This window comes from Microbulbifer mixtoriginis (SeqCode) (genome assembly GCF_052466865.1).
Window position 1 is genome coordinate 27,673 of the sequence record NZ_CP174293.1, and the last position, 16,701, is coordinate 44,373.

A 16,701-nucleotide genomic window follows, 5' to 3' on the forward strand; every position below is an offset into this window, starting at 1 on the left:
GATCGTCAGCCCGCAGACTAAACTCGCATCTCTATTCCCGCTTCCTGCATAAACGCCTTGGCTTCGGCGATGCTGTATTCTCCAAAGTGGAAGATACTTGCCGCCAGCACCGCATCGGCGCCGCCCTGCAGAACACCTTCGGCCAGATGCTGAAGGTTGCCGACGCCACCGGAGGCAATGACCGGCACTGGCACCGCCTCGCTGACCGCGCGGGTCAGGGCCAAATCAAAACCGTTCTTGGTGCCATCTCGGTCCATACTGGTGAGCAGTATTTCCCCAGCACCCAGCTCCGCCATCTGCCGAGCCCAGGCCACAGCGTCTATGCCGGTGGGCTGGCGCCCGCCATGGGTGAATATTTCCCAGCGGTTCTCCCCCACCTGTTTGGCGTCAATCGCCACTACGATGCACTGGCTGCCAAAACGCTCTGCGGCCTCACGCACAAACTCGGGATTTTTCACCGCTGCGGAGTTGATCGCGGTCTTGTCTGCACCGGCATTTAACAGGTTGCGGATATCCTGCAGGGTACGTACACCGCCACCCACGGTAAGTGGAATAAATACCTCGTGGGCCATTTTTTCCACGGTGTGCAGTAGGGTGTCGCGCTGCTCGTGAGTAGCGGTGATATCGAGAAAGGTAACTTCATCCGCACCCGCCTCGTTGTAGCGGCGGGCAATCTCCACCGGGTCGCCGGCATCGCGGATATCGACAAAATTAACGCCCTTTACCACGCGCCCGGCATCGACATCGAGGCAGGGAATAATACGTTTCGCCAGTGCCATTACTTGCTCCGTTGATCGCAGAGCTGCTGCGCCGCGCGCAGATCCAGCTTGTCCTCATAAATCGCCCTGCCGGTAATCGCGCCGTAGATCTCACCGGTTTCCAACAGCTGCTCGATATCCTCAATGCTGCTGACACCACCGGAGGCGATTATCGGCACCTGTACCGCACGAGCCATTTCCAGAGTGGCCTCGATATTGACGCCCTGCATCATGCCGTCGCGAGCGATATCGGTGTACACAATGGAGCTGACACCACAATCCGCGAAGCGCTTGGCCAGCTCGGTGGCCTTTAGCTCTGAAACCTCGGCCCAGCCCTCAGTGGCCACCAGGCCATCTTTGGCGTCGAGCCCGACAATTACGTGGCCCTCGAATTCGCGGCAGGCCTCCTCGACCAGTTTCGGCTGTTTCACCGCGGCGGTGCCGATAATGGCCCAGGTCACACCGGCATCCAGATAGCGCTCGATAGTATGCAAGTCGCGGATGCCGCCGCCGATCTGTACCGGCAATGTGGGAAATTGCTTGGCAATGGCAGTTACAGCTTCACCGTTGACTGGATTGCCGGCAAAGGCACCATTCAAGTCGACCAAGTGCAAGCGCTTGGCCCCTTGGTCCACCCAGTGCTGGGCAGTGGCCAGGGGATCATCGGAAAATACGGTGGCGTCGTCCATCTCGCCCTGGCGCAGGCGCACACACTGGCCGTCTTTTAAGTCGATAGCGGGAATTACAATCATGCTCTGTCTTTCGTCGGCGGTAGTTATTGATGTCAGGGAAGGTCTACTGGGCTTAGGCCCGGCCATTCCAGCTGACAAAGTTCTTTAGTAATTGCAGGCCAGTCTCGGCGCTCTTTTCCGGGTGGAACTGGGTGGCGAAGATATTCTCACGCGCCACCGCAGCCGCCAGGGGGACACCATAATCGGTGCGCCCAGCCAGATCCCGATTATCATCAGCCGGCACAAAGTAACTGTGCACAAAGTAGAAGCGGCTGCCATCGGCGATACCGGCCCACAGTGGATGCTCGCGGGTTTGTTGCACCCGGTTCCACCCCATATGTGGAACCTTTAAACGTTCACCCGCGGCAACTCTCGGCAGGTCCTTGCCAAAAAACTTCACCGGTTGCGGGAAGATATCCAGGCAATCGATACCGTTATTCTCCTCACTGTGGCGCATCATGATTTGCATACCCACGCAGATACCCAATACCGGTGTACCCGCCGCGATAGCGTCTTTGAGCAACGGCGCAAAACCGGCTTCAACAAATCCCGCCATACAGTCGCGAATGGCGCCCACCCCCGGTACCAACAAGCGCTCCGCTCCTTGGGCCTGCTGCGGGGTTTGCGCCAGTACCACTTCGGCTTCCGGCGCCACCTTATCCAGAGCACTGGCAACCGAGTGCAGATTGCCCATGCCGTAATCGAGGACCGCGATCTTGCCCATCACAACACCCCCTTGGTAGAGGGCATGGTGCCAGCCATGCGCGGGTCCAGGGTGAGCGCCATGCGCAGGGCGCGGCCGAAGGCCTTGAATACCGTCTCTACCTGATGGTGGGCGTTGTGGCCGCGCAGGCAATCGATATGTACTGTTACCAATGCGTGGTTGACGAAGCCCTGGAAGAATTCATAGAACAACTCGGTATCAAAATTACCGATGCGTTTCTGGGTAAAAGGCACATCCATCACCAGACCGGGGCGGCCGGAAAAATCGATCACCACGCGGGAGAGAGCTTCATCCAGGGGGACATAACTGTGGCCGTAACGGGTCATCCCCTTCTTGTCCCCCAGCGCCTGAGTAATGGCCTTGCCGAGGGTAATACCGATATCTTCCACCGTATGGTGGTCGTCGATATGGGTATCCCCATCACAATGAATATCCATGTCGATCATGCCGTGACGGGCAATTTGATCGAGCATATGCTCGAGAAAAGGAACGCCGGTAGCAAACTGGCCGTGCCCCTGGCCGTCCAGATTGACGCTGACTTGAATCTTGGTTTCCAGTGTGTCGCGGGTGACGCTAGCCTTGCGCATCGAAAGCGTTCCTTTTATGAGCAATAAGACAGAGGGCGCAGATTATAAGATGAATGATGCCCTCTGTGGTTCGCTAGTGTCAGATGAAACTTGATTCGTAACCGTAAGCACCTATCATGCGCGGTATGGTTACCTTAAAGCGCCGAAAATCCCATTACTGGGCCAGCCTGTTCCTGCTACTTGCATTAGTAGCAGCTCAGCCGCTGTGGGCGGAGCACTTCCATCTTGGTAACAGCCAGGTGGAACTGTGTGACCTGTGCTGCATGCATTCACCCGCAGCACTCGGCAGCGAGCCACTGCTCGTTCAGGCTGAGCCCCAAAGTCACTACAACCGGCCCTCTGCGCTAGCAGCGCGCGATCGCCAGCCGGAGCGCCAGAGCGCGCGCGCCCCTCCCCTGTCCCTGTCTCTCAGCTAACCCTAAAAAAACCAACAATTTATTTTTGTGGATGCCCGCGCCTGAGCGCGTACGGCAGCATCCGCCTGTGACAGGACATAAAAAAACAAATGATCAAGATCAATACTCTGGCCCTGGCCATTGCCAGCCTGGCTGCGCCCACTATTTACGCCGCTGAATACAACTCGCCCTTGGAAGAGGTCAACGTTACCGTATCGCCGCTGGATAAACCCGCCGATGCTGTGGCGGCACCAGTTTCTATTCTCTCCGGCGACGCACTGCGCAAATCAGCAGCCGCAACCCTGGGCCAGACTTTGCAAGACCAGCCCGGCGTCGCCAATGCCTCCTTCGGCAGCGGCGTGGGCCTGCCGGTTATCCGCGGCCAAAGCGCCAACCGGGTAAAAATACTCAGTGACAACCTGGATGTGTCTGACGCCTCCAATACCAGCGCCGATCATGCCGCCAGCATCGAACCCCTACTGGCCGAGCGCATTGAGATACTGCGCGGCCCCGCCGCCCTGCGTTACGGCAGCGGCGCCGTGGGCGGTGTGGTGAATATTACCGACGGACGTATTCCCACCGCCGTGCCCGAAAAAGTGGAAGGCGCGGTAGAGCTGCGCCACAACAGCGCCGACAATCAGGATGCCTCGGTATTTCGCTTCACCGGTGGCGCCGGGCAGCTGGCCTGGTATGTGGACGGTGTCTACCGGGAAAATGACAATACCGAAATCCCGGGCCTCGCGATCGTTGAGCACGATGAACATGAAGAACACCATGATCATGAAGAGCACGCCGGCGAAGAAGGCGAACACGAAGAGGCCTTCAACACCGATGGCTTCGTGGGCAACACCAATGCCCGCGCCCACAGCTATAGCGGTGGCGTTTCCTGGATCACCGACAGCGGCTTTATCGGTTTCTCCGTAAACCGACTGGAAAACAATTACGGTATCCCCCTGGGCACCCATGAGCATCACCATGACGATGAGGACCATGCGGGTGAAGACCACGATGATCACGACCATGATGAACACGAGGAGCACGCCGAGGCCGGTGAGATCGATGCGGTACGTATCGACCTGGTGCAAACCCGCTATGACCTGAAAGGTGAGCACCGCTTCGACGGCGATTACTGGGACAAACTGAGCCTGCGCATCGGCTACAACGATTATGAGCATGTGGAGCTGGATGCCGGCAATCCGGGCACCCGCTTCACCAACGAGGCCTGGGAGAGCCGGGTTGAAATAACCCACGATGCCGGCAACGGCTGGCGCGGTGCCTACGGCCTGCAATTGACCGACAAAGACTTTGCCGCAGTGGGTGACGAAGCCTTTATCCAGCCCTCACGCACCCGCAGCGCTGGCTTTTTCACCATGAAAGAGCGCGAGTGGGGTAACTGGCACCTAGATCTGGGCGCCCGCCTGGAGCGAGTGGATATAGATCCGGAAACCGCCAGCGACCGCGATTACAACCTGATCGGCGCCAGCGCGACGCTGCAGTACTTCCTCGCCGAGCACCAGCATATCAGTTTCGGCGCTACCCACTCCGAACGCGCGCCCGTGGCCGAGGAGCTGTTTGCCGACGGAGCGCACCTGGCGGAATCCCGCTACCTCTTGGGCAACAACCAGCTGGATAAAGAGAACGGCGTTAACCTGGAACTGGGTTATCACCACCACAACGAAGCCGCCAACGGCTGGCACGCTGCGCGTATTGAGGCCAGTGTGTTCTACAACCAGATCGGTGACTATATCTACGCGCAAAACACCGGCGGTGAGGAAGAGGAATTACCGGTCTATGCCTATGCCAACCGCGATGCAACTTTCTACGGTGCCGAGGCCTCGGTGACCTTCCCCTTACAGGGAGGCCACTATGTCACCTTGTTTGGCGATATGGTGCGCGCCAGCTTCGATGATGCCATCGCCGGCGAAAGCTCCGATGTACCACGTATGCCGCCGCTGCGTATGGGCCTGGCCCTGGGGGCCGAGTACGATCAGTGGGGCTGGGAGTGGCGCACCGTACAGGCGGCGGACCAGGACCGCGCCGGGGCCTATGAGGAGCCCACCGATGGCTACACTCGCATGGATCTGAGCGCCGAGTACAACCTCAATATCGGCGGCAGCGACGCGGTGCTCTTCGCCAGCGCCCGCAACCTGCTCGACGAAGAAATCCGCAATTCCACCTCTCTGCTGCGCGACTATGCCCCGGCACCAGGCCGCAGTATCGAAGCCGGCGTGCGGTTTATTTTCTAAGCCACAACTGCTTCAATGGCCCCGCGGCGCACCCAGCTCCGCGGGGCTGCATCTCCTACACTTCCCGGATAGGCTCTCGGTGAACACCTGTGGGAACATCAACCCCCACCGCGGCGTCTGAAGTATTACTACACGCTCGACGTACCTTCTAAAAAAACACAGGGACAATCCACTCCATGGCCTGGATCAAGCGCACATTTATCGCTCTGTTGGTCGTTTTCCTGCTACTCGCCGGCGCTGTCGCCTGGCTGCTGGCCGGCCTCGACATCAATCAATACAAGCCGCAACTGGAAAAACTCGCCGCCAAACAGGGCATTTCCCTGCAACTCCAGGGCGATATCGGTTGGCAGCTGTGGCCCAAATTGGGGCTGCAATTAGATGATGTCACCATGGCGCCATTGCAGCTGCCGAAAGAGACCCTGGTGCGCGCCGACAAAATCGCCGTGGGTGTGGCCCTCAAGCCACTGCTGCAGCGCCGCGTGGAAGCCGAGGAAATCGTGCTGGTGGCACCGCAGATCGAACTCTCCGTGGACAAAGAGGGGCGCGGTAATTGGGAGCTGATCAGTGAGGCTCTGGAGGCAAAGAAAAAACAGCCACCCAAGCTGGAGATTCCCAAGGAAACACAAGAGCCCGCCGCGCAACAGGTTGAGCTCAGCCTGGATAAACTGCGTATTGAAAAAGGCCTGCTCTCTTACAGTGATGCCCGCAGCGGCAAGGCCTACAAGGTTGAAAACCTGAGCATAATCGCCGACAACTTGGTGCCCGGCGGCGAGCCTGGGCGACTCAACGCCGATGCCAGCGTGACAGGCAGCGACTTACGTTACCCGCTCAAACTCAAAATGGATAGCACCCTGGCCCTGGATGAAGGCCTCAACGGCCTGCGCCTGCAACCTCTGCAGCTGGTGCTCACCTCCGACAACAACGCCAAAGCCACGATGCACCTACGCGGCTATGTGCGCCGCGACAACGGCAACCAGCCCTGGCGCGTGCAGATGAATCTAAACGCCAGCGCCGATCCCCTGCGCCCCTGGCTGGAGCTGACCGGCAGTGAAGTAGTGACCCGCGATAGCGCCGCACTGCAAAAGCTGAGTATCGAAGCCAGCATCGAAGGCACCGAACAAAAGATCAACCTGACCCCTCTGCAACTGCAGCTCGACGGCACCACCTTTAACGGCAACGCCCAGCTACGCAATGCGGAGATGCCGGGGTTAGATCTAAGCCTGCGCGGTGGCGCTTTCAATCTGGACAACTATTTGCCACCCGCCGATGAAAAAGGTGGTAAGCAGGGCGAAAAAACCAGTGGAGAGTCAACTACCAAGGCGCCCTCTACTGAAGCCACCGCACAGAGTGTGGAGTCTACCCAGACCCCAACTTCCGCGGAGACCCTGAGCGCCCAACAGACGGAAAAGAAAGCCACCACCAAAGCCGGTACCCAACAGGTATCCGCCGAGCCCCTACCTCTGAGTGATCTGCGCGGCTTTAACGCCAATATCAATCTGGCCCTGGACCAATTACAGGCCGCCGGCCTACAACTGGACAGCCCCGAAATTCTGCTCACCGTGGATAACGGTCTCTACCAGCTGCAAAAACTCAGCGCCGACCTCTACGGCGGCCAGCTCAATAGCAACGGCCAGTTCAATGCCCGCGCCCAAACGGCAGAGGGACAGGTGCGCGGCGGCCTTGTCGGTGTGGACATCGGCAAGGTCCAGAAGGCGCTGTTCCCCAATGAAAAAGTACAGGTGGCCGGCGAAGCCAGTGTCAACTGGGACGGGCAGACCAAGGGCAAGACCTCCACAGATCTGCAGCAGAACCTGCGCGCCGCCGTCAATGTGTCCAGTAAAGAGCTGTCCATAGCGCCGTTCAACCTGGAGAAGAGCATGTGCCAGCTGTTCAGCTACGCCGAGAATACTCCACTGCCGGAGAGAAACTGGCCCGCCCAGACCGACCTGCAAGATGTGCGCGCCACAATCGCGGTGAAAGGGGATGAAGTGAAAGTGACCGAAATTCTCGCCGGCATCGAGAATATCGCCATGACCGGCGATGGCGAGGTGGACCTGAAGAAACAGGATTTCGACTTCGCCCTCGGCCTCGCTCTAGTGGGTGAGAGCACCTCCGCCGATGGCTGCACCGTAAAGAACAAACGCTGGCGCAACCGCCCGCTGCCACTGCGCTGCAAAGGCGACTTCGACGATGTGGGTCCAACAACCTGTAAACCCGACAGCCGCCGCCTCGACGACTTGGTGCGCGAAGAGCTGAAATACAAAGCTAAGAAAAAATATGGCGATAAGGTGGAAGAAAAAGTCGACGAACTAAAAGAAAAACTAAAAAATCTTTTCGGCCGTTAATGCAAGCCGCACCGGGTTTCGCCCGGTGCGCATCTCCGCCCCAAATATTGCACGCTATTCCATCTCCGAATCCTCTCCATAGCGCCAAAGCCACTAGAAAAATACCGCGCTAAATTGCAGCAACCAATGACCGCGAAGCGCATAGAGTGCGAATAAACCGTTAAAGAACGGGGTTAGTGCGATTTACTTAACTCGGCCCCTAGCCGGTGCCGGGAGCTGTCATCAGGTGCTTCTACATCACCCCGGCCATCTTTTACTTTTATTTATATTTTTTCCCATTGCGCGACAATTTCCTTATTACTTGCACTTTCTTTTCCCAAGATCAGTACAAGCTTGATCGGCCATATAAAGGGAATAACAAATGCCATTAATGCAACGAGCGCAAGACAATAAATCCAAACAGGTGATCACCAAGCTGGTGACTAGCGCTGCGAAAAACACACCTGCAGAGGAGGCCTGGGGTAACCACCACGTGAACTGCTATGCCTGGGCCGCAAACTGCGAGAAGCCCCACAAGGGCAAGCCAGACCCTGGCTCCAACTCCGGCTATGACGCGGGCTTGGATAATGACCGCCTGATTGAGGGCGCCAAACGCGATGGGATGGCCTATGTAGCCAACGCCCCAGCAAACAATCCCCCGCCTTTCACCAAGGGTTATTACTGTGTTGCCCTGTATAAGTCCACAACCGATCACCACTGGTACCGGCGGGACCCGGAAACCGGTTACTGGACGCACAAACCAGGCGCTCACGGAGTGAAAAACTACGGGCCCGGTTTTGTGATTCTGCCCAAGCAGCTGGAGACGGCAAACCATAACTATGGTATGGCTGCCACAAATTATCACTTTGTCGGCTATTTCTATGTGCCGGAAGAGGGTATTCAGGTCTAATCGCTAAGCGAAGATCGTCACGGTGCTGCTCAGCCTGAGCTAGACCTGAACTAGATAAGATGGGCAGCAAGGCCTGCCCTCACTGAATTTTCACCAGGGCGAGCACTATCCCCACGCTAGTGGAAGCTCCCCCAGGCTATTAACAGCCGGCGGGGGTGCTTCTAGCAGAGACAATTTCCGCTTCGGGCAGATAGTGATCTCCTCCGCTCAAGTTCCAACTGATCAATGCTGATCTGATAGCGCGATTACCCCTCCATTGGCCGCCCCTCTCTTTGTAACCCGCTGGCGCATCGACCCGCTACCACGGAACCGCAAGGCTGACGTTGAAAACATAGATACGGCAACACCCGACATAAGTCGCCTTGAAGACCCAGTGCAAAAAAGAGCTTCAATACAACACCAAGAAAAAATATGGCGATTGGGTAGAAGAAAAGGTCGACGAATTGAGAGAAACCATGAAAAATCTCTTCAGCCGCTAAGGCTCAAAGCAAAGTGCACCAAGGTTACCCCGCGCACAGCCCAAGGTTTCCATCACAAACATCAGCCCGCAGTATCTCCATGACCCCAAAGCAGTTCCAAAACGCCGTTCTCAAATGGTTCGACAAACACGGGCGCAAGGACCTGCCCTGGCAGCAGAATATCAATCCCTATCGCGTGTGGGTTTCCGAGATCATGCTGCAGCAGACCCAGGTCAGCGCGGTGATCCCCTACTTCGAGCGCTTTATGCAGAGCTTTCCCACCCTGGAGAGCCTCGCCACCGCGCCGCTGGATAAGGTACTGGCCCACTGGAGCGGGCTCGGTTATTACGCCCGCGCGCGCAATTTACATAAATGTGCACAGACGGTGTTGCAGGAACACGGTGGGGAATTTCCACAGGATGTAGAAGCGCTCACCGAACTGAGCGGCATTGGCCGCTCCACCGCAGGCGCTATCGCCAGTATCAGCATGGGACTCAGAGCGACGATTCTGGATGGCAATGTAAAACGGGTACTGGCGCGCTTCCACGCTGTGGAAGGCTGGCCGGGACAGAGTGCCGTGGCCAATCAATTGTGGGAGCTGGCCGAGACCTACACCCCGGACAAACGCGTTAACGATTACACCCAGGTGATGATGGATCTGGGTGCCACCCTGTGCACCCGCAGCAAACCCCGCTGTGAAGAGTGCCCGTTAAAGAAATCCTGTGTGGCCCACGCCCAAGGCAATCCGCAGGATTACCCCGGCAAAAAACCGCGCAAGGAAAAACCGGTGCGCAGCGCCACCCTGTTACTGCTGGAATACCAGGGCGAAATTTATCTAGAGCAGCGCCCCGCCAGCGGCATCTGGGGCGGCCTCTGGTGCCCTCCCCAAGCAGAAGATGCCAAGGCTTGGCTCAAACAACAGCGTTGGCGCGCCAGTGAAATACAAACGCTACCGCTGCTGCGCCACACCTTTACCCACTTCCACCTGGATATTACCCCGCTGTGGGTACAGCTCGACAAAGTCTCCACCCAGGTGGCGGAGAGCGGCGCCGGCTGGTATAAACTGCGACTACTAAACCGCGCCCGCGCGGCCCAGGAACTGGGGCTACCCGCCCCTATCGTCAAGCTGGCAAAACAACTACTGGCGCTGCAGGCTCCCCTGCTCACGCCGACCACTGCCGACTAAAACCAGGAGGAGTCCATGTCCAGAACCGTATTCTGCCGCAAGTACCAAGAGGAATTGGAAGGTCTGGATGCACCGCCCTTCCCCGGCCCCAAAGGCATGGATATCTTCGAGAACGTTTCCAAAAAAGCCTGGCTGGAGTGGATGTCCCACCAGACCATGCTGATTAACGAAAAGCACCTGAACATGATGGAACCCTCAAGCCGCGCCTACTTGAGCGAGCAGATGATGAAGTTCTTAAGCGGCGAGGAATACGACGCAGCCGACGGTTACGTTCCGCCGGAACAGCAGTAACACAAGGCCCCGAAGCTTCCCCGGCAAAGAAAAAAAACTTTTTTATAATCAAGGGGTTGACTCTGACCCGGGGAAGGGCTTTAATACGCGCCTCGCGACGCAGGGGAAGCCCAGCAAGATCGCAAAGCCCGGATAGCTCAGTCGGTAGAGCAGGGGATTGAAAATCCCCGTGTCGGTGGTTCGATTCCGCCTCCGGGCACCATATTAAAACCCGCGCAAGCACCCGCTTTCGCGGGTTTTTTAATTCTACCGCCCTTAAAGTTTTGGCGGTAAATTCCCCCCAAAGTGTCAACATGGTGTCAACGCAAAATCACGTTGACTCTTTGCTACTCCGCAAGCCTTCCGGCTGTGCAATATCCTTTCACTTCTCTTCGCAACTCTTCAAAGTGTGAAATCCAACTCTTAACCAAACCCCGCACCAGCTCAGGCCCTCACGGCCCAATCTCATTTCATCAACTAAAAGAACGCCAAAAATCGGCAGGCTTGGGGAGGAGTGACCGCCAACCACTTTCACTGTTCGAAATATAATCTGACAAATTTCTAATACTGAAAATTACGCTTTTTTAAAGGTGTTTTTCTCTCAGACCCCTTCATGATAGGTTTAAGCATCTGCCGCAAAGGTTGTGAACACGATTGAAATCATAAATATGGGATCAATTATGTGCCTAGAGCCAACCCTCCCCTTTTATTAGAAAACTATCGATAAAGATGCCCATGAAGGACAGGGCAAGAATAAATTTTTACTTGGTATAAAGGAGACCGTTTTGTTAAAAGTTCACGTTTGGCCACCCCATGGCAATATGGTTGGGCACGCCTCATTATCCTTTGAAGGAAACTATGTCAGCTTCTGGCCAGAAGAAGGAGCAAATAAAAAGGATTTAAAAATCAAAACCAGCCAGCCTGGGCAATTCATAAGCGCACTTCATGAAGATATTCGAGAGGAAGGAAATCGCCAACCAATAACAGTGACAATTCCAAATGCCAATACGAAAGCGCTGGAAGATTTCATTTTAGATCTTCAAAGAAATATTCCAAGATATCAATTAGCGCGATACAACTGTTCTAGCGTTGTCGCTGAGTGTCTAAAGGTTGCGTGCGGAAAGGAGCCTAGTTTTTATCCATCTGCTCAAGAGTATAGTAGGCTTGGAAGGTTTATAGGACGAGGTATTTGGACTCCAAATCAAATTTTGCAATTTGCCCGAGAATTAGCATCAGAAAGGGCTTCAACAGTATGAATGTGATTTATAGCCATAACTTTAATATACGACTAGGGCTAGCAAGCTATCTGCATCCGTTCGATGGAATGAAGTTTAAAAAGATATTTAATGCTTTAAAAAGCAATCCTGAAATAAATTTCATTGAACCTGCAAGACCAATCAGTATGAATTTAGTAGACTCTTTTCTTTCCAGTATGATGCGAAAGAAAGTGAGGGATCCCGTATTTATTTTTAGGGCACTAGAAGTTCCCAAGATTCCCTTCATTAGCTTTTCCCTGCTGAATAAGAGGGTACTTTCTCCTATGCGCTGGGGTGTAGCTGGAACCATGCTAGGTGCAAAAAATGCAATCTGTAACGGTGGCTTCTACTGGAATCTATCCGGAGGATATCATCATGCCATGCAACAAAATATGGAAGGATTTTGCATCTACAACGATATTGGTATTTGCTATCAGCAAATGATAAAAGATGGAACACTAAAGCCAGAAGATAAAATATTGATAATCGATACGGATGCCCACCACGGTAATGGGAACGCTTACACATTCATGGAGAATAAAAACGTAACAATTTTAGATATCTACAATTCCGGCATTTATCCTACATCGGGTTATACGCGTGATCGTGTAAATATTTCAGTTCCTCTGATGCCAGGCACAGAAGGTCTTGAGTATTTGAGTCGATATAGAGAAGCACTGGAGAAATTAGACGATGAATTCCGGATAGCTTTTGTAGTTGCAGGCACGGATACCTTAGCCAATGATAAGCTGGGAGGACTTTGTCTAACTATCGAAGATATAGCGGAGAGAGAAAGATTAACATTAAAAACTCTTAATAAACGCTCTATACCCGCCGTCATACTTGGAGGGGGCGGATACTCAAAAGCCAGCTCCAAAGCTACTGCTGAAGCGATTAAGAGCTGCACATATTTAAAACATGAAATCTCTACAGAAAGAACGACAAGCAATCTAAATCATGAGCACAGAAAACTTGGATCCTGAACGAAATAACCAAGCAAGAGACAAAAAAGAAGATTGGAACCTGGTCAAAGCCACAAGAAATTTTTTTGCGTTTATAGTTTGCTCAACAACAGCCATAATAGGAATATTGACTGTATATGATAGATTTGTAGTAGATAAAATAAGAACAGAAAATAACAGACTAAAAACAAAAATTGAAACAATAGAAAAAGACATAAAACTTTCAGATACATATATGAACCTAAAAGGTGAACTAGCAATTAGCAATGGGAAAGTTGAGATTTTTGGAGGCCAGCTCAATATATGCCTTACTGAAAAAAGAAAGATGGATGGGATAAGCTACAAAATAAAATCTATAGAAAACGAGCTAGAATCTTGTAAAACTTCTAAAAGAGCAACCATCCTAAATAAAGACAAAACTATTGATAGGCTGTCTAAAGATGCTGATCTCCTAGCAGAGATATCAGCCTTACAAAAGAAACAAGAAGAAGCTGAAATAGAGCTTAGGGATTTAGTAAAATCGTCCTACCGTGATAAGGAGTTAAGCATCAGAGGAAAAAGAGAAGAGGCCGGACTCAAAAGTAGGATACACATGATGCAGGAACAAATAACGGCTCTTTATGAGATATTAAAATCAAGAGGTTAAAAACTAATTATATTCCTCATACTCAAAAAGAATAAAGTTTGTAGCAAAGTGCCCACCAAGACAGGCACTTTACTGATTAAGATAGGCACTTTCTCTCTGCCAGCTCTCCGCCCCTCTCAATCAAGAATAAAACTCGGTTTTCTTAGATTTCGAAATTTCTTCTGCCAACTACATTACCGCCTCTTCTGCAGGTGCGGAACCTCTGAATTTCTTTAGTCCGCCATTCATAAGATGGATTCTTTCAGAAAAAATTGCGTATCTGTTTATATTCTTTTCAATAAACAACATCCTTTAACACAATAAAAAACTTAGGCCCTTATTGGCTTAAGTTGAGACTCCAAGCTATCCACACTGCTTTTATGGCAAATGATTCCCGCATCCCGCGGCTGGTTTTTTGCCATTACTGGGATGCATGTGTGTAGCAAGCGCACCGGAGAGGGACGCCACTATACCGATTAAATCTTCTAGAAGCTGTTTCATAACTTCTTTAGCGTAATTAACATGCAGGCAATATAGAAAAAAGCTCTGTATGAAGATAAGTAGCGATCCCACCTGACAACTAAACGACGGTAGTTCCCTAGCCATGCAAAAGTTCGTTCCACTTTCCAACGTCGCACATATCTCCTAAGCTTTCTGCCATCTTGTTTCGAAGGTTTTCTTCTATTCCTACGGTGAGGGCAAATCAGGTCAATTTCACGGCGGGCCAAACTATGGCGTAGTGGATCAGAATCTGCAGCCTTGTCGTACACTAGTCGTCGAATTTTTGTATTTTCATAGGTAACATCGAGTAGTGGATGTAATAAATTTACTTCTGCTGGTGAGGCCGAAGTAACGGTGCCTCCCAATGGAATACCTTCGCCATCGACCACCACCATCCACTTTGTACCCTTGCCTCGCTTAGTTTTTCCGACTTCTGCTCCCCTTTTTTTTCTGAAGCAAAGCTACCATCCGAAAAGACTTCTTCCCAATTAAGCAGGGATCTTTGATCGAGCTGTCCGAGAAATTTTCTCCAAGCCTCCAACCAAGCGCCTTGCTCTTCCCAAAACTGGAGCCTTCTCCAGAAAGTACTCGGCGAAGGGTAAGCTGGGGGGAGATTCTTCCATCGTGCTCCTGAGCGCAAAATCCACAAGATACCTTCAAAACATGCACGGTTATCAATGGGTTTGAGACCTCCTTTTCCACGTTTTAGCTGGGGAAGGCAAGGCTCAATCAATTTCCACTGAGCGTCGGTTAATTCTGACTTAAATCTACTCACACTTACTGGTCTTATCATTCCATGAGGTCGCAAGAATAACTGATTTCAAGTTATGAAACAGCTTCTAGTGATTGGGGTCACTTGAGCCTATCAGATTTAAATTTTCCGGCGCCGAAAAATTGAAACCGCCGCCTAACAACAGGTGTAAAGATCCAGAAACCTAAAAACAACCTTCACTAGAATATTTATAAAAGCAACTTAACCGCCAAAGCCCCAACCTAAAAATAAGAAACCTCTCTCTATAACTAGTAGTTATCTCTCTAAAATAATTAGATAACCGCCCAGCAAGATTCCACAGAAAATTCATGACTAATATTTCAATACAGAAACCACTCATTCTCATTTGGTTTTGTCGTTATTGATTTACAGATATTGTGTGATCTAATGTGAAAGGGAGTTCACAATGAGAATTGTTACAGCAAATTTTCTGGCACCCATAGTAGTTACCGGATTAGCCATTGGCTTTACTCCATCCGCGCTATCCCAAGCCACAGATAGTGCAACCAGTTTGATAACCCTCCAATTTGATACAACTATCACAATAGATAATGTTGATCCAATCACTATTTCAAACCCCACACCGGGAAATGACGCAATAGCCGACGACAGGTTTTGTGTTGCCGGAAATGGTTTTTCACTTTATGGCATAACCTTTGAAAATGATGGTGCTGACCCTACATATAGCTTAATTGGATCTGACGGGACTTCAATTAGTTACGATGTGGTCTACCAGAATGATGGTGCACTTCCTGAACCGGCCCCAGCTGGACAAGCCATCACCAACAATGTCCTTCAAGCGTCCAACTGCGCGGATGATAACGCCACTTTTGTTATTATTATCCCCGAAAATCAGTGGGAGCCCAATCAGGCATCGGCCCCCTTTTCTGGAACACTACGAATTACCGTTGAAGCCGAATAAAGCAGCAAAAATAATTTAGAAAATCAATCATGATGCACTGGATATTAACTCCTGTGCATCATGTAAGTGAGACCTCCCACTAAAATAATATTTAAAAACTCTCACCCGCCTCAAAGGCTACTACTTTCAAAGCAGCCATAAATTGTAAATCTGAAATTAAAAAACCATTCAGCCCTATAACAAAGATACAAAACTATAAAGATTACATGTCCACTACATACAAGAGCCATTTATAATTTATCACACGACCATTAAACGCCTGCAAAGAAGTCACTTTCTTTGACTTCACATTCTCTCCTGGGTATTCCATGGAATACTAACGAGCTTGGTCGTGTTCGTTATCACAGGGAGACTGTATTTCGGCGGCCTCAATAATACGGCGTAGTGATTTCTTGCGAACATTCCCATGGGTTTCCCGGCTCCAGTTTACGGAAGCGGCCCGGCAAGTAACTATTTTTTGCTGGCACCTACTACTAGTCAACCGCCGCAACGTAGGAGTAAGCAGGAGAGACAAAAGTAATATTGATGTTTTCTTGCAGTCTTGCATTAACTTAAGAATATAAAATATAAACCTACTCACAGCCTCGACGGCCCATTACAATTAACCGCTTTACTGTTTTGATTTAAGTGTAATGACAATGAGTGAAGCCCCCCGTAACCTTCTACACCAGGAAACCTTAGCTGTACGCTGGGGTGATATGGACGCCTTAGGACATATCAACAACGCTACCTACTTCACCTACTTTGAGCAGTGCCGCTGCAGCTGGTTAGCGGCTATTAAACGCTCCGGCGCGGTAAGCAGTAACCAAGGAGATGGCCCAGTACTACTCAATGCTTCGGCCAATTTTCATTTACCTTTGGTATTTCCAGCCAACATTACTGTTAGTATGTATGGCGGCACTCCCGGGCGTAGTAGCTTTAATAGCTATTACGAAATCAGAGATGCGGATAACACCGATAAACTCTACACCACCGGTGAAGCTAAGATTGTTTGGGTAGACCAACAGGCTGGGAAATCCATGCCGGTACCTGATGATATACGGGCTTTATTGCCCACCGATTAAATTGGATTTC

Annotated in this window: 17 protein-coding genes and 1 tRNA gene; 12 read left to right on the forward strand and 6 right to left on the reverse strand. The window is 51.8% G+C overall.

Going from position 1 to position 16,701, the window contains the following annotated elements:
* Positions 1-17: 17 nt before the first annotated feature.
* Genes hisF through hisB form a run of 4 tightly spaced genes read right to left on the reverse strand, consistent with a single transcriptional unit; the run spans position 18 to position 2,800 of the window.
* Complete coding sequence (hisF, locus tag ACJJJA_RS00145) at positions 18-779, reverse strand: imidazole glycerol phosphate synthase subunit HisF (RefSeq protein WP_444883129.1); 762 nt, start codon at positions 777-779, stop codon at positions 18-20.
* Positions 779-1,510, reverse strand: a complete 732-nt coding sequence (gene hisA, locus ACJJJA_RS00150) for a 1-(5-phosphoribosyl)-5-[(5-phosphoribosylamino)methylideneamino]imidazole-4-carboxamide isomerase (RefSeq protein ID WP_444883130.1) — start codon at positions 1,508-1,510, stop codon at positions 779-781. Before hisA ends, hisF begins: the two co-directional genes overlap by 1 nt.
* 52 nt (positions 1,511-1,562) lie before the next feature.
* A complete protein-coding gene (hisH, locus tag ACJJJA_RS00155) occupies positions 1,563-2,213 on the reverse strand; it encodes an imidazole glycerol phosphate synthase subunit HisH (RefSeq protein ID WP_444903417.1) in 651 nt (216 codons plus the stop codon).
* Entirely contained in the window at positions 2,213-2,800 is a 588-nt protein-coding gene (gene hisB, locus ACJJJA_RS00160; protein ID WP_444889094.1) for an imidazoleglycerol-phosphate dehydratase HisB, read from the reverse strand. The genes hisH and hisB overlap by 1 nt, the downstream gene beginning before the upstream one ends.
* A gap of 116 nt (positions 2,801-2,916) precedes the next feature.
* On the opposite strand from hisB, the gene ACJJJA_RS00165 reads away from it, so the two are divergent.
* From ACJJJA_RS00165 to ACJJJA_RS00210, 10 genes are all read left to right on the forward strand, one after another.
* A complete protein-coding gene (locus tag ACJJJA_RS00165) occupies positions 2,917-3,216 on the forward strand; it encodes a hypothetical protein (RefSeq protein WP_444887518.1) in 300 nt (99 codons plus the stop codon).
* A gap of 89 nt (positions 3,217-3,305) precedes the next feature.
* The gene (locus ACJJJA_RS00170; RefSeq protein ID WP_444903418.1) at positions 3,306-5,441 is read left to right on the forward strand and encodes a TonB-dependent receptor; all 2,136 of its coding nucleotides are present in this window, start codon (positions 3,306-3,308) and stop codon (positions 5,439-5,441) included.
* 176 nt (positions 5,442-5,617) lie between these two features.
* A complete protein-coding gene (locus ACJJJA_RS00175; protein WP_444903419.1) occupies positions 5,618-7,786 on the forward strand; it encodes an AsmA family protein in 2,169 nt (722 codons plus the stop codon).
* A 361-nt stretch (positions 7,787-8,147) separates the two neighbouring features.
* The gene (locus tag ACJJJA_RS00180) at positions 8,148-8,675 is read left to right on the forward strand and encodes a hypothetical protein (RefSeq protein ID WP_444903420.1); all 528 of its coding nucleotides are present in this window, start codon (positions 8,148-8,150) and stop codon (positions 8,673-8,675) included.
* 558 nt (positions 8,676-9,233) lie between these two features.
* Positions 9,234-10,319, forward strand: a complete 1,086-nt coding sequence (gene mutY / locus ACJJJA_RS00185) for an A/G-specific adenine glycosylase (protein ID WP_444903421.1) — start codon at positions 9,234-9,236, stop codon at positions 10,317-10,319.
* A gap of 15 nt (positions 10,320-10,334) precedes the next feature.
* On the forward strand, positions 10,335-10,610 hold the full coding sequence (locus ACJJJA_RS00190) for an oxidative damage protection protein (protein WP_282930759.1): 276 nt from the start codon (positions 10,335-10,337) through the stop codon (positions 10,608-10,610).
* Between the two features lie 126 nt (positions 10,611-10,736).
* A tRNA-Phe gene (locus ACJJJA_RS00195) sits at positions 10,737-10,812 on the forward strand.
* A gap of 562 nt (positions 10,813-11,374) precedes the next feature.
* Positions 11,375-11,845 carry a hypothetical protein gene (locus tag ACJJJA_RS00200; protein ID WP_444903422.1) on the forward strand — a complete coding sequence of 157 codons (471 nt, stop codon included), beginning with the start codon at positions 11,375-11,377 and terminating at the stop codon, positions 11,843-11,845.
* Positions 11,842-12,828, forward strand: a complete 987-nt coding sequence (locus ACJJJA_RS00205; RefSeq protein ID WP_444903423.1) for a histone deacetylase family protein — start codon at positions 11,842-11,844, stop codon at positions 12,826-12,828. The genes ACJJJA_RS00200 and ACJJJA_RS00205 overlap by 4 nt, the downstream gene beginning before the upstream one ends.
* Positions 12,803-13,453, forward strand: coding sequence for a hypothetical protein (locus ACJJJA_RS00210; RefSeq protein ID WP_444903424.1), 651 nt, complete (start codon positions 12,803-12,805; stop codon positions 13,451-13,453). Before ACJJJA_RS00205 ends, ACJJJA_RS00210 begins: the two co-directional genes overlap by 26 nt.
* Positions 13,454-13,929: 476 nt before the next feature.
* On the opposite strand, the gene ACJJJA_RS00215 is transcribed toward ACJJJA_RS00210, so the two are convergent.
* Positions 13,930-14,328, reverse strand: a complete 399-nt coding sequence (locus tag ACJJJA_RS00215) for a transposase (RefSeq protein WP_252083229.1) — start codon at positions 14,326-14,328, stop codon at positions 13,930-13,932.
* Complete coding sequence (locus tag ACJJJA_RS00220; protein WP_444903425.1) at positions 14,259-14,708, reverse strand: transposase; 450 nt, start codon at positions 14,706-14,708, stop codon at positions 14,259-14,261. The genes ACJJJA_RS00215 and ACJJJA_RS00220 overlap by 70 nt, the downstream gene beginning before the upstream one ends.
* A 403-nt stretch (positions 14,709-15,111) precedes the next feature.
* On the opposite strand from ACJJJA_RS00220, the gene ACJJJA_RS00225 reads away from it, so the two are divergent.
* Positions 15,112-15,627 carry a hypothetical protein gene (locus ACJJJA_RS00225; RefSeq protein ID WP_444899523.1) on the forward strand — a complete coding sequence of 172 codons (516 nt, stop codon included), beginning with the start codon at positions 15,112-15,114 and terminating at the stop codon, positions 15,625-15,627.
* 638 nt (positions 15,628-16,265) lie between these two features.
* The gene (locus tag ACJJJA_RS00230; RefSeq protein ID WP_444903426.1) at positions 16,266-16,691 is read left to right on the forward strand and encodes an acyl-CoA thioesterase; all 426 of its coding nucleotides are present in this window, start codon (positions 16,266-16,268) and stop codon (positions 16,689-16,691) included.
* Positions 16,692-16,701 lie beyond the last annotated feature (10 nt).